At 42.0% G+C, this 13,923-nt stretch carries 7 protein-coding genes, 1 pseudogene and 1 CRISPR repeat array; all 8 genes and pseudogenes read left to right on the top strand.

Annotated features, from left to right (window positions below; genetic code table 11):
* The first annotated feature begins 274 nt into the window (after nucleotides 1–274).
* A complete protein-coding gene (locus L2737_RS19765) occupies nucleotides 275–1,486 on the top strand; it encodes a tyrosine-type recombinase/integrase (protein ID WP_248956871.1) in 1,212 nt (403 codons plus the stop codon).
* 605 nt (nucleotides 1,487–2,091) lie between these two features.
* Nucleotides 2,092–3,084, top strand: a complete 993-nt coding sequence (cas1f, locus tag L2737_RS19760) for a type I-F CRISPR-associated endonuclease Cas1f (RefSeq protein ID WP_248956870.1) — start codon at nucleotides 2,092–2,094, stop codon at nucleotides 3,082–3,084.
* Nucleotides 3,081–6,440, top strand: a complete 3,360-nt coding sequence (gene cas3f, locus L2737_RS19755) for a type I-F CRISPR-associated helicase Cas3f (RefSeq protein WP_248956869.1) — start codon at nucleotides 3,081–3,083, stop codon at nucleotides 6,438–6,440. The genes cas1f and cas3f overlap by 4 nt, the downstream gene beginning before the upstream one ends.
* The gene (csy1, locus tag L2737_RS19750) at nucleotides 6,434–7,693 is read left to right on the top strand and encodes a type I-F CRISPR-associated protein Csy1 (RefSeq protein WP_248956868.1); all 1,260 of its coding nucleotides are present in this window, start codon (nucleotides 6,434–6,436) and stop codon (nucleotides 7,691–7,693) included. The genes cas3f and csy1 overlap by 7 nt, the downstream gene beginning before the upstream one ends.
* The gene (gene csy2 / locus L2737_RS19745; RefSeq protein ID WP_248956867.1) at nucleotides 7,690–8,640 is read left to right on the top strand and encodes a type I-F CRISPR-associated protein Csy2; all 951 of its coding nucleotides are present in this window, start codon (nucleotides 7,690–7,692) and stop codon (nucleotides 8,638–8,640) included. The genes csy1 and csy2 overlap by 4 nt, the downstream gene beginning before the upstream one ends.
* A 15-nt stretch (nucleotides 8,641–8,655) precedes the next feature.
* Nucleotides 8,656–9,678 (top strand): type I-F CRISPR-associated protein Csy3, encoded by a 1,023-nt coding sequence (gene csy3, locus L2737_RS19740; protein ID WP_248956866.1) that lies wholly within the window; start codon nucleotides 8,656–8,658, stop codon nucleotides 9,676–9,678.
* A gap of 8 nt (nucleotides 9,679–9,686) precedes the next feature.
* Nucleotides 9,687–10,337 (top strand): type I-F CRISPR-associated endoribonuclease Cas6/Csy4, encoded by a 651-nt coding sequence (gene cas6f, locus L2737_RS19735; RefSeq protein ID WP_248956865.1) that lies wholly within the window; start codon nucleotides 9,687–9,689, stop codon nucleotides 10,335–10,337.
* A gap of 151 nt (nucleotides 10,338–10,488) precedes the next feature.
* Nucleotides 10,489–13,574: a CRISPR direct-repeat array (repeat unit 28 nt; unit sequence GTTCACTGCCGCACAGGCAGCTTAGAAA).
* 6 nt (nucleotides 13,575–13,580) lie between these two features.
* Nucleotides 13,581–13,858, top strand: a pseudogene (locus L2737_RS22560) (DDE-type integrase/transposase/recombinase); the annotation flags it as partial.
* Nucleotides 13,859–13,923 lie beyond the last annotated feature (65 nt).

The raw sequence follows: 13,923 nt of genomic DNA, 5'->3' as shown, positions 1-13,923 counted from the left end.
TTTCTGGAAAGCCTTTTTAATACAACAAATTAAGAATTAATTCTTAGTTCATGCCGTAGATTACGTTTAGGTGTTTTTATTGGTATTGGTAGGTGTTGCAATGTAATTAATTGTTGTTATTTATCAAGGGTTAATGCTTTATATTGTATTCATTGGTCTTGGCTTGTTTTGGTTTCTATGGTTAGATGGGGGTACATATGGGGGTACATATGGGGGTACATATGGGGGTACATGGAATTGGCCGTATCTTCACTCGAATTAAGCCTGAAATACTATGTTATATGAAACTTCATTACGTGCTTTAAATGGTAAAGCTCAACCGAAAACATTGGAAAAATCAGATGGCAAAGGGCTGGGTGTTCGAATATCGACACTCGGTAAGGTTCGTTTTCAATACCGTTATAAAATTAATGGTAAAAATAGGCGCATGGACTTAGGTTGTTATCCTGATTTATCTTTAAGAGCCGCAAGGGATGCAGCTGAGGATTGCCGTACATGGCTCGCCGAAGGGCATGACCCTAAAATAAAGCGCAGTATGGGGAGGGAAAAAACTTTAGCCCCAGTTACGGTTCAGCAAGCATTAGAGTATTGGTTGGAAAATTATGCAGCTGAGCACCGTGTGAATGCCGATAAAACTATGGCTCAATTTAAACGGCATATTTATCCATACATTGGACATTTCCCACTTGAGCAGACAGAAACGAGGCATTGGATTGAATGCTTTGACCGCATACGCAGAGGAATTAAAGGTAAACAAAGGGCTGCTCCTGTAGCATCAGGACAGATACTACAAAATTGTAAACAAGCACTAAGATTTTGTCGTGTAAGGCGCTACGCCATAAGTCGTGAACTCGATGACTTAATTGCATCTGATGTAGGTAAAAAACAAAAGCCAAAAGATAGAGTGCTAACTGACGTTGAGCTGTTTGACTTATTGAGTTCAATACAGCAAAGACAAGGCAATTTCTACCAGCGTTACTTATGTCAGCTGCTAATTATCTTTGGTGCTAGAACGCAGGAACTTAGGCTATCAACCTTTGATGAGTGGGATTTAGAGCTTGGACTTTGGACTGTGCCGAAAGCCCATAGCAAGACAGATACCATCATCATTCGCCCCATACCCACAAAAGTTAAGCCCATCATAGAATTTCTCTATAAGCGGCATGGAAAAACAGGTTATTTACTTGGTGAATTGAAGTCATGTGAAACGGTTAGCGGTTCTGGTTGTTCAATCCATAAACGTTTAAAGCACAAAGAGCCATGGTCGCTGCATGATTTGAGGAGAACCTTCACCACTAAGCTCAATGATTTGGGTATAGCCCCCTATGTGGTTGAGCAGCTTCTTGGGCATTCACTCGGTGGGGTTATGGCTGTTTATAATCGTAGCCAATATTTACCTGAAAAGTTGGTTGCATTGAATATGTGGTGTGAGTGGTTAGATCTGCACGTTAATCCTGCTGATAACGTTGTACTATTGCACAAATAGAGCATAAAAATTTGGGCGGCACCATGTTTACTGTTGGCTAAGGTTTTGTTTAATTGTATATTTCACAGTCAAATTTTTTCGCACTAAGTAATTGTTTATTGAGAATTCTGCGTAATAAAGCGGGACGATTAAGTTAGCATGCTAATAGCTGGTAAGCCTTGGGTCCCCGTTAGCTTAATCTTAATATGCCTCCTTCATCATCAGCAACAATAAACTCTAGTTGGGCTCGTGTATCACGCCATTAATAAGTAATGTAGCTTCAGTTTTTATAGCTAACGCCAAGCATGTGGTTGAGTAGCCCGACATAGAATCGAATATCAATTATATTTTTACGCGCATAAAAGTGTGAATAGCTGAATTATAAAAGCTCAAATTAGTTGGTGTTCATATTAGTAAATGCAGTCTATTGATGTTACCCATGTTAAAAAATTAAAAGTAACATATTGTATCTTTATGATCTTGTAATGATTAATGTTTCTATTGCTTCGTATAATCAGGTAGGTTGTTAAGCGGATGGTTCAAGGATTTGAACCATAATTGGCTAGCATTACAGCTTTTTGTTGAATAAATAAAAAGCAATTTGATAACAAGCTCTGGAGATGCACATGGATGATCTTTCCCCTTCAGCTTTAAAAGCGATTCTCCACTCTAAACGCGCTAACATGTATTACCTCGAATACTGTCGAGTCATGCAAAAAGATGGTCGAGTGCTTTACTTAACCGAAGCCTTCTCGGGTAAACATCATGCTGAAAACCAGTATTTTAATATCCCCATAGCGAACACCACAGTGCTTTTGTTAGGCAACGGCACTTCAATTACCCAAGCAGCAATGCGGATGCTTTCTCAAGCAGGAGTGTTGGTTGGTTTTGCTGGTGGCGGTGGCACGCCTTTACATATGGCGTGTGACGTTGAATGGTTTACACCCCAAAGCGAGTATCGACCAACAGAATATTTACAGGGTTGGATGCAGTTTTGGTTTGATGATAACAAGCGTCTTATAGCCGCAAAGCAATTTCAGCAGTCAAGAATTCAATTCTTACAGCAAGTGTGGCAACGCAATCGTGATTTAAAGCAAGAAGGCTTTAATGTTAGCGACCATGCCATACTAAATGCGTTAAACACATTTCATACCAGAACATCACAAGCATTAAAACAATCTGATTTATTACTGACCGAAGCACAACTGACTAAAACACTTTACAAATACGCTGCTAATAAAACCCAGTTAACCAATTTTACTCGTCAGCATCAGTCTCAAGATAAAGCCAATGACTTTTTAAATCACGGAAACTATTTAGCCTATGGACTAGCAGCCAGTTGTTTATGGGTGTTGGGCATCCCCCATGGCTTTGCTGTCATGCATGGTAAAACTCGCCGCGGTGCATTGGTATTTGATGTCGCCGATTTAATCAAAGATGCCATCGTATTGCCATGGGCATTTGTTTGCGCCAAAGAAAATGCCACCGAACAAGAATTTCGCCAGCAGGTATTGCAAGCTTTTACTGATAACAAAGTATTGGATTTTATGTTTGATACCGTTAAACAAGTTGCCTTACAAGATTATTCAAAAGACCAAATAGAGGCACAAAACCTATGATGGTCACCTTTGTTAGCCAGTGCGAGAAAAATGCCTTAAAGAAAACTCGCCGTGTGCTTGATGCCTTTGCTAATCGCATTGGCGATAACACTTGGCAAACCTTGATCACTGAAGATGGCTTGCTTAGCGTTAAGAAATTGCTCCGTAAAACCGCCAGCCGAAGCACAGCAGTAAGTTGCCATTGGATCAGGAGCCGTTCACGCAGTCAATTTTTATGGGTAGTGGGGAATAAAAGTAAATTTAATTGTGAGGGCGTAGTGCCAGTGAATAGAACCAAGCGTAATTTGTTAAACATGGAAATTGAAAATGATTGGAAATATCTGCCATTAATAAAATCTCTCACGGGGCTTGCGGCGCTGTTACATGATTGGGGCAAGGCATCTTTACTGTTCCAAAATAAACTCAGTCCATATAGCAGAAGTAAATTCAAAGGCGATCCGATCAGACATGAATGGATATCTTGCCTATTGCTCAATGCGTTGGTGAAATCGAGTGAGGCCGACAATAAAGATTGGCTCAAGGTGTTTATTACGGGCGAGTTAGATGAACAGCGAATTAAAGCTGTTGCGGGAGTAAATATAGGTAACCCGCTGAAAGGGTTGCCTAATGAAGCGAAACTTATTGCTTGGTTGATCGTGTCCCACCATCGATTACCTTTGTACTCTTGGAATAAAAAAGAAGTAAGAAATAAATACAATGGAGAATATTTTACACAAATAGATGATTTGTTGAGTGAAATAAGTAAAGAATGGGGCTATGAAAATCGCCAAGATGAAGTTGAGTATCAATCCCGAGTTAAACAATGTTTTGAATTTCCTAAGGGTTTATTAACCGAGTCTAAACCATGGCATAAATCCGTCAGACGTTGGGCGACCCAATTACAATATCAAGCGCCATTGGTTAAAGAGGCTATAGCCGACGGCAGTTATCGTTTGGTATTACATCATGCTCGTTTGTGTTTAATGTTAGGCGACCATAATTATTCATCACAAGGTGCCGCCAAGGGGTGGCAAGATAGCACGGGGTTGTTTGCCAATACTGACCGAGACACCAATCAATTTAAGCAGAAATTAGATGAGCATTTGGTGGGCGTAGCTAAAGTGGCACTGGATACTGCACATCTATTACCTGCCTTTGAATCAGAACCGCCATTGGCTCAAGACATTCAAGCGCTAAGAAAGCCAAGTCCTAAAGCATTTCGTTGGCAAGATAAAGCAGTTGACAGCATTACCACTTGGCAACAGCAACAGTCCAAGCAATCGTTTGGTTTTTTTGCGGTCAACATGGCGAGTACGGGCTGTGGTAAAACCTTTGCCAATGCCAAAGTAATGCGAGCATTGTCGAGTGATCAAAAAAGTTTACGCTATATTCTGGCGCTGGGGTTACGCACATTAACGCTGCAAACTGGTGACGAATATCGACAGCGAATCGGCTTGGATAAAAGCCAGCTGGCGGTATTGATTGGTTCTAAAGTGGTGGCCGATTTACACAATAAACGGGCAGCAGAAGAGGAAGAATTAACAGCGGAAGCCGTGGGCTCAGAATCGGCAGAGTCGTTACTGGATGAGTTTATTGATTATGACTGTGATATCCCAGAAGCGGGTTTAACTACGGTATTAACTAAGCATAAAGACAAGCAGTTTCTTTATGCCCCAGTGTTAGCGTGCACGATTGACCACATCATGGCGGCAACAGAAACCAAGCGAGGTGGTCGTTATATTTTACCTTCATTACGCTTGATGTCATCAGATTTGGTTATTGATGAAATTGATGATTTTACTGGTTCCGATCTTATTGCTATCGGACGACTTATTCACCTTGCGGGTATGTTAGGGCGTAAGGTGATGATCTCTTCTGCGACTATCCCGCCAAGTTTGGCGGAAGGTTATTTTAATGCCTACAAAAAAGGCTGGCAATTATATTGTAAATCGCGCACCGAGTCACAGCCTATTATAGGCTGCGCTTGGATTGACGAGTCTTACACTGAGGTAGAAACCGTCAATTCGAACGATAGTAATAATGCCATTACGCAATATAGATCATTGCATGATGGCTTTATTGATAAACGAATTAAGCTCCTAGCCAGTCAGTCTGCGAAACGCAAAGGCCATATTGTGACTTGTGCAACAAGTATGGTAGCAACTAAATCGGAAGATGAAACAAGCAAGCAAGAGGCATACTTTCAACATATTAAAGACGCAGTATTAGTCAAACATCAACATCACCATACGATTGACGAGTTGACGGACATACAAGTGTCATTTGGCGTTGTACGGGTGGCCAACATATCCCCTTGTGTTGAACTAACGCGTTATTTGTTGAAAGCAGAATTTCCAGCGGGTACCGAAGTCAAAGCCATGGCATATCATAGCCAACAGGTGTTGTTATTACGTCATGAGCAAGAGCAGCATCTTGACCAAGTGTTAAAACGAAAAGAAAAGGCAGGCGAAGCGCCGAAAGCGTTTAGCAATGCCATTATTCGTGATCACCTTGATAATAGCAGTGCCAAGAAGATTATTTTCATTTTGGTTGCTACGCCTGTCGAGGAAGTAGGGCGCGATCATGATTTTGATTGGGCAGTGGTCGAACCGTCATCTTATCGCTCTATTGTGCAATTGGCTGGGCGTGTTCGTCGTCATCGTGAAGGTGAGGTGGAACAGCCCAATATTGGCTTAATGCAATATAACTACAAAGCATATAAAGAAGACGATAAAAAAGGTGGCGTTTATTTCACTCGACCGGGTTACGAAGCTAAGCCGATGCCAACACATGATTTGAATAAATTAATTAATTTACCTTCGCTTGAAAAAGGGATTAACGCCATACCTCGGATCACTCCATTAGATAAATCACATGGCCAGCATTTAGCAGGTATTGAGCATCGTGCTATTAGCACATTGCTTACCCAATATACTCAACTCGGTCCACAAGCTCTGCAAGGTTACCTCGATTCAACGTGGTTTTTAACCGCATTGCCTCAACTGCTGCACGAGTTTAGGCAAAGTGAGCCCAGTAACAAAATATATTTAGTGGTAAATAGTGATGATGAAGACTGCTATTTCACCCAAAAAGACGAGCAAGGTATACGAGTAACCGATATTTATGGTGATTTAATCAATATCGAAAACATATTACAAATAGTACCTGTGAGCTTATCGAATAATGAACGCAATAGCTTATGGCTATTACGTGATTATGTTGATGCCTTGGATAAATATATTGACGAAGATGAACTATCAACAAGACGGCAAGTATCACTGCGTTATGGCGAGTTAAGTTTTGCTGCCAGAGATAATGATAAATACGAATACAGTGATCAATTTGGATTAGTCAAAATAGGGAGAGTGCAATGTTAGATCCTGCAATAACCCACTTCTTTGAAGAACGAAAAGAAGCGTGGTTAAAGAAAAATCTAAAAGCTTCGATGGATGAAGCTCAAATTAGAGAGGCACAGCAACAATGTGAGGCAGCATTTTCACTATCAACTTGGCTCCCAAGTGCGGCGAAAAGAGCGGGTCAGATATCAATGGCAACGCACCCTTGTACGTTTAGTCATCCGAGTGCTCGAAAAAATAAAAATGGCTACGTTAGTTCGGTTATAGCTAAGGCCAAGCGCGCGTCAGATGGCTTTTTACGGAGCGGTAATGTCGTTGTTGACACCGATGCATTGGGTAACGCTGCGGCACTTGATGTGTATAAGTTTTTAACCTTAGAAATGACGGATGGTCAGCAACTGCTCACGCATATACAAAACGATTCAGAAATAGCTACACAGTTATTGATGCTAAAAGAGGTTACTTATTCGGAGTTAAAAGCAGGCTTTATCGCAATGGCGGAAAGTGACAATGAAAATATCACCAGCTCTAAAATCAAGCAAGTGTATTTTCCCGTTGGCGATGATTATCACCAACTGTCCATATTAACCAATTCTGGCATGTTATATCAGCTGCGCAAACGTATAGACCAAATACGCTTTGGTGAAGAAGTTAAATCGCTAAGAGATTTAAAGAAAAAGAATGAATATAGTGAGCAGGGGTTTGTTGAGGTATACGGTTTAACTACCATTGGTTACGGCGGGACTAAACCACAAAATATCAGCGTACTGAATAACCAAAATGGTGGCAAAGCACATTTGTTGTCATCACTCCCACCGCAAATAGAAAAACGTAATATTCACTTTCCTAGAAGTGATTTTTTTACCGAGTCATTTCGACCTTATGAATACAAGGATGTGTTTCAAGCACTGCAGCGTATTTTAAAAATTGATTACAAAAATAATAAACAATTACGCAATAGTCGCGATATACGTATTCACGAAATCATGGACAGGATCATTGCCAAAATGTGGGCAATTCGCAGCGTCTCTGCAATGCAATATAACAGAGAGTCATCGCAACTTAGCCGCGTTCAAAAAATATGGTTACATCATGAGTTCACCGAAGAACGTGAAAACACGGATGATTGGTTAGATGCATTAATCGAAGAGATATCAAGTTGGTTTGCAAGTACATATAAAACCGTTATGGGTAAGCAGGCTGTGACTTTGGGTGAGGAAGAACGACTACACATTTTGAAAATGTTCACTGAGCATAAGGAGGCGCTACGATGAGCGGTGAAATCAAAACCTTATTAATATTGCCACACATTAAAGTGCACAATGCCAATGCATTATCTAGCCCTTTTACCATAGGTTTCCCAGCAATGACGGCTTGGTTAGGTGCAACACATGCATTGCAACGTAAGTTAAACCATGACGGTTTTACTGATTTATCGTTTATTGCGACTGGCGTTGTTAGTCATCAATGTGCACTGCAAACTCACAAAGGTGTCGGTGATTATGTTTCTTCAATTATCGGTACAGGTAACCCGTTGGACAAAAACGGTTCACGCAGTGCATTTATTGAAGAAGCACGTTGTCATTTGGATGTTACTTTGCTGGTGGAGCTTAATGGGCTAACGAAAAGCGATGAAGTGGCTGTATTAGCAAGGGTTACTCATCATCTGCAGGGACATATGAAAATGGCTAGTGGTGATATCAAGGGATTCCATGAGCCGTATATTCAACGGGTGGAAGACGGTGAAGCATCAGATATAGCCATGCTAACACGTAAATTGATGCCAGGTTATGTCTTGGTGGAAAGACGTGATCTTATGATTGCAGCTATGGACGATGGGCAAGATGCTATGGATGCGCTGTTAGATTATTTAGTTATTCATCAAAGTTGTACAAAAGATGATGAGGGTAACGTGACTTGGCAAGCTAAGCGAAAAACTTACCAAGATAAGCCAGCAGGTTGGATTGTTCCCATCGCTACAGGGTTTCATGGTATCACTGAGTTAGGTGAGGCTAAAAATCAGCGCGATCCAGAAACGCCACATCGATTTGCCGAAAGTATGGTTACGTTAGGTGAATTTAAAATGCCATATCGTATTCATTCACTTAATGAAATTATGTGGCATTACGCCGTTGTGCCTGAAAGTAACTTATATCTATGCCAACAAACTCATACTCAACAAAAATTAGCTTCAACGGACGATTGGTCTGACTTTTATTAATAAGGAAAATTTATCATGGCTAAAAAAGAAAATATTGCATCGGTACTCGCATTTGAAAAGAAACTCGTCCCATCTGATGGTTATATGTATGGCACAAGCTGGGAAGACCGAAGTACAGTAACGCCATTAATGCTAATCGAAAAATCAGTGCGCGGCACAATTTCGAATCGCTTAAAACCTGCTGTGCAAAAAGATCCAGTGAAGTTAAACGCAGAAGTGGAAAAGGCCAACTTACAACGCGTCGATGCCTGTGCATTAGCGCCCGATCAAGATACGCTAAAATTGCACTTCACCTTGAAAATATTAGGTGGGCTAGCAAACCCTTCGGCTTGCAACAATAGCTTGTTTAAAGAAAGTTACAGTGCGGCAGTAAATGACTATCTTGGTAGCGAAGGTTGTACTGAGCTCGCTCGTCGGTATGCGTTAAACATTGCTAACGCCCGTTTTCTATGGCGTAACCGTGTGGGGGCTGAGAATATCGAAGTACAAGTTTCTGCATTAAACAAAAATGCTCAGCAAAGTTGGATATTTGATGCCACTGAATTTAGTACGCGCCACTTTAATGATTCTAGTTCGGCAGTGGATGAATTAACTGTACGTATTGCAGAGGCTCTTGCCAGTGAAGATGACTTTTTAATGCTAGATATTAACTGTTTTGTACAAGTCGGTAAGGCGCAAGATATTTATCCAAGTGAAGAATTAGTGTTGGATAAAGGCAAGGGCACGAAAGGTAAAATTCTCTATTCAGTGAATGATATTGCAGCGATGCACTCACAAAAAATTGGTAATGCATTACGTACTATTGATACTTGGTACCCAGAATTTGACAGTGGTAGCAGTGCGGGGCCAATAGCTGTGGAACCATACGGCGCAGTAACAAACCTTGGTAAAGCTTTTCGAACTCCAGTAGCTAAGCAAGATTTTTACACTTTCTTTGACAATTGGGCTCGCGGAGGCCAGTTGAGCCGTATCGAAGATCAACATTACGTTATGGCTGTATTAGTGCGTGGTGGCGTATTTGGCGAAAGTGATAAATAGGAGCGAGAATGAAATATTATCTCGATATTACCTTATTGCCAGACGTTGAAACCAATCTTGGTTTCCTTTGGCATAAAATCTATCAACAAATTCATATTTTGCTGGTGGACAATAAGGTCAATGAGCAAGATTCAGTCATCGGTTTATCATTTCCTGATTACGGCAGTAAGCTTTTTCCGTTAGGTAACAAACTAAGGTTATTAGCGGAAACGGAACAGCAACTTATTGATTTAAACATTGCTGAGTGGTTGGTAAGGTTTGACGATTATGTCCATCTCAAAGCGATAAAAACCGTGCCTAGTAAGGTGAGTGAGTATGCTTATTTTAAGCGTAAGAACTTTAAATCTCCCAGCAAGCTTCGTAATAATGTGGATGTAAGAGCATCCGCAATAGCCACAAAAAATGGCTACGATGTGGCGGAGGTGAAAAAGCGCCTATTAGTCTCTATAGATAATCTAGAGAAGCAATCTACATTGCCATTCATTAACTTATCAAGTTTATCGACAGACAAGTTGTTAAGTGCAGCAGAACGAAGAAAGTTCTTATTGTTTATTGAATGTCAAAAAGTGGCAATACCAAGTGATAACTCAAGCTTATTCACTTGTCATGGCTTGAGTAGGCGCAATGAAAATGCCCAAGCAGCAGTACCGTTGTTTTAAAGGAAAACCTAACTCAATAAAACCATGTTTTAATGCTCTTTAAAATTTCAATTGTAAAACAGTAAGTTACATCAAGGTGTTTTTATAAGGTAAAATTGATCAATTTCACCTTATTGCCTGTTGTAACTTACTTTTATTTAAGTAATCTATTGTTCACTGCCGCACAGGCAGCTTAGAAATCGCAGTTAATCACGCCAGAGCAGTGGAGCGAGTTCACTGCCGCACAGGCAGCTTAGAAAATTCAAAAGGCAATGCAAAAACAACGGGCAAAGTTCACTGCCGCACAGGCAGCTTAGAAATGCCAGACACTTACAACGATCTATTAATTAATGTTCACTGCCGCACAGGCAGCTTAGAAAATTTAGGCATTTTTTGCCAGCGGTAAGCACGGGTTCACTGCCGCACAGGCAGCTTAGAAATCGCTAAACGTTGTTTTAACACGCGAATAGCTGTTCACTGCCGCACAGGCAGCTTAGAAAACTTCATACGCATTGTTGCGATACCCGTTATGGTTCACTGCCGCACAGGCAGCTTAGAAAAACTGACAGAAAGTGAACTAACCGCCCTTGGTGTTCACTGCCGCACAGGCAGCTTAGAAATACAATGACCTTTTCTAGCGCAACTTGCAGATGTTCACTGCCGCACAGGCAGCTTAGAAATAGAAATTATGACTTGTAGATGATATCGAACCGTTCACTGCCGCACAGGCAGCTTAGAAAAAGCAGATAAGCGAATTACTACCCGTTTGGTTGTTCACTGCCGCACAGGCAGCTTAGAAAAACCATCGTCCCATAGACTCGCTGACAGATTGGTTCACTGCCGCACAGGCAGCTTAGAAAGTGAAGTACGTGCTGGAATACAAATCGTATCTGTTCACTGCCGCACAGGCAGCTTAGAAAATAAACTAGAACCTGTGTATGTATCGCGTGTAGTTCACTGCCGCACAGGCAGCTTAGAAATGCAAATTCAAAGCCTCGGTTATCTGCTATTTGTTCACTGCCGCACAGGCAGCTTAGAAACGACACTTCAAACGCTGCTTTACTCAATGACTGTTCACTGCCGCACAGGCAGCTTAGAAAAGGCAGCGAAGTCGTAGAGACACCAACAAAACGTTCACTGCCGCACAGGCAGCTTAGAAATATAAGCGTTGTTGTACCAGCGGCCAACATGAGGTTCACTGCCGCACAGGCAGCTTAGAAAGCCAACGGCCTTAACTGTGTCTTTATCCATTAGTTCACTGCCGCACAGGCAGCTTAGAAATTGCATCATTGCTAACCGCTTTTGGTGGTGCCGTTCACTGCCGCACAGGCAGCTTAGAAAAATCACGGGGTGAAAGAACATAACTTGTTCGAGTTCACTGCCGCACAGGCAGCTTAGAAAAGCAGGGCCATGAATTTTTACGCTTATGGCATGTTCACTGCCGCACAGGCAGCTTAGAAATTACGAGTTCTCTACTGCCACTGACAATATGCGTTCACTGCCGCACAGGCAGCTTAGAAATAATGCAAAATGATATGCGCCTCATTCAAGACGTTCACTGCCGCACAGGCAGCTTAGAAATCTAAGGTTAAAATTTCAGAATCTTATCTATTGTTCACTGCCGCACAGGCAGCTTAGAAAATAAACTGGAACCTGCGTATGTATCACGAGTTGTTCACTGCCGCACAGGCAGCTTAGAAATACTAACCCCTGCTCATCTGCCTTGTCATATAGTTCACTGCCGCACAGGCAGCTTAGAAAAATCATCGTATTTTTCGCGTGTTAGCTGTGCGGTTCACTGCCGCACAGGCAGCTTAGAAATTACCACCATTAACCGCTAATAGTGGTCTAACGTTCACTGCCGCACAGGCAGCTTAGAAAACCAAATGATTCAGCAATATCGAACAACGTTCGTTCACTGCCGCACAGGCAGCTTAGAAAGTGCGAGTGATGCCCCAGACGGCAAAGACTCAGTTCACTGCCGCACAGGCAGCTTAGAAATCTTGATAATGAAGACTCATGTGTTGATGAGGGTTCACTGCCGCACAGGCAGCTTAGAAATTCAAGTTGGTCAACTCTCAGTTTTAAAATTCGTTCACTGCCGCACAGGCAGCTTAGAAATGACCCTGTAGTAATTGCAATTAAACCGAGTCGTTCACTGCCGCACAGGCAGCTTAGAAAGTTGTGGTTTTCTCACAACGATTATTTGAAGAGTTCACTGCCGCACAGGCAGCTTAGAAAGTCAGCATCAGTCAGTGTCGCGTCACCTCTTTGTTCACTGCCGCACAGGCAGCTTAGAAATCAAGCGCGCGGCGGATATTGTTGTCACGTTCGTTCACTGCCGCACAGGCAGCTTAGAAACCGAGGCCGAAGTCGCCGACTTTCGTCAGCCTGTTCACTGCCGCACAGGCAGCTTAGAAATCACCGTGTATTTCGAACTCATTAGCTTCACAGTTCACTGCCGCACAGGCAGCTTAGAAAAACTAGATGCTCACAGATACCAAGCCACCAAGGTTCACTGCCGCACAGGCAGCTTAGAAAAAGCAAGCCGCTTTAGATGAATCACGCCAGCAGTTCACTGCCGCACAGGCAGCTTAGAAATATTGTATGTAAAACTGATTCTGAAACTGGTTGTTCACTGCCGCACAGGCAGCTTAGAAAAGCAGCGGTAATCCGCGAAGCTGTTAATGAAAGTTCACTGCCGCACAGGCAGCTTAGAAAACACGGCTTAAATTCAAAGTCAGACATTACAGGTTCACTGCCGCACAGGCAGCTTAGAAAAATTAAATCACTAAGTTTTGAAATGGGAGATCGTTCACTGCCGCACAGGCAGCTTAGAAACATTTAGATAACACGTTTTGATTCAAAATAGAGTTCACTGCCGCACAGGCAGCTTAGAAACTTAACTATGCGCCAGACCAACTTCACGAGTTGTTCACTGCCGCACAGGCAGCTTAGAAAGATTACTTGATTGTTTAACTCAGTCCATAAACGTTCACTGCCGCACAGGCAGCTTAGAAATAGAGGTTTATAAAAAGGACTAAAACATGAACGTTCACTGCCGCACAGGCAGCTTAGAAAATTCACGTTTTGAAAGTTGAGCGATTGCGGTTGTTCACTGCCGCACAGGCAGCTTAGAAATCTAATGATGATGTGAGAAAGTTAGCGGGGTTCACTGCCGCACAGGCAGCTTAGAAAGTTTAATTAATTTAGCGCGGATTTAGATTGGTGTTCACTGCCACACTGTCAGCTTAGAAATTGCTTGCAGCAAGAAAAGAATTAATCCCAAGTGTTAAACACTCTGCAGCTCTATATGAGAATAATCGATGTGAGTAATCACACCAACCGACGCGACAGCAGGAAAGGCAAATGCGTAACTTTAAATCTCAAGACCAAGCTCAACGGTTTCTTAGTTGTAATGGTGTGGTAAACAATCTGTTCAGCTTTGGCCGTCATCTACTACAAGCTAAGCATTATCGAACTCTACGTGATAGCTCTTTTCTCAATGGGTGCAGGTTAGTTGTGTACAGAAATTAGCTTAAGGCTAAAATTTACAGCTTCAGTTGTCGATTTCAGATAAGTTGACAGTATCCTCATTCTTATTCGG

It is taken from the genome of Shewanella electrodiphila, assembly GCF_023283985.1.
Taxonomy (GTDB): domain Bacteria; phylum Pseudomonadota; class Gammaproteobacteria; order Enterobacterales; family Shewanellaceae; genus Shewanella; species Shewanella electrodiphila.
Note: the sequence above shows the minus strand (reverse complement) of the source record. Positions and strands in the feature narration are given on the sequence as shown.

Bases quoted from the DNA above. Each gene is read 5' to 3' on its own strand.
- cas6f (WP_248956865.1), top strand. From the start codon at position 9,687: ATGAAATATTATCTCGATATTACCTTATTGCCAGACGTTGAAACCAAT.
- cas1f (WP_248956870.1), top strand. From the start codon at position 2,092: ATGGATGATCTTTCCCCTTCAGCTTTAAAAGCGATTCTCCACTCTAAA.
- L2737_RS19765 (WP_248956871.1), top strand. From the start codon at position 275: ATGTTATATGAAACTTCATTACGTGCTTTAAATGGTAAAGCTCAACCG.
- cas3f (WP_248956869.1), top strand. From the start codon at position 3,081: ATGATGGTCACCTTTGTTAGCCAGTGCGAGAAAAATGCCTTAAAGAAA.
- csy2 (WP_248956867.1), top strand. From the start codon at position 7,690: ATGAGCGGTGAAATCAAAACCTTATTAATATTGCCACACATTAAAGTG.
- csy1 (WP_248956868.1), top strand. From the start codon at position 6,434: ATGTTAGATCCTGCAATAACCCACTTCTTTGAAGAACGAAAAGAAGCG.
- csy3 (WP_248956866.1), top strand. From the start codon at position 8,656: ATGGCTAAAAAAGAAAATATTGCATCGGTACTCGCATTTGAAAAGAAA.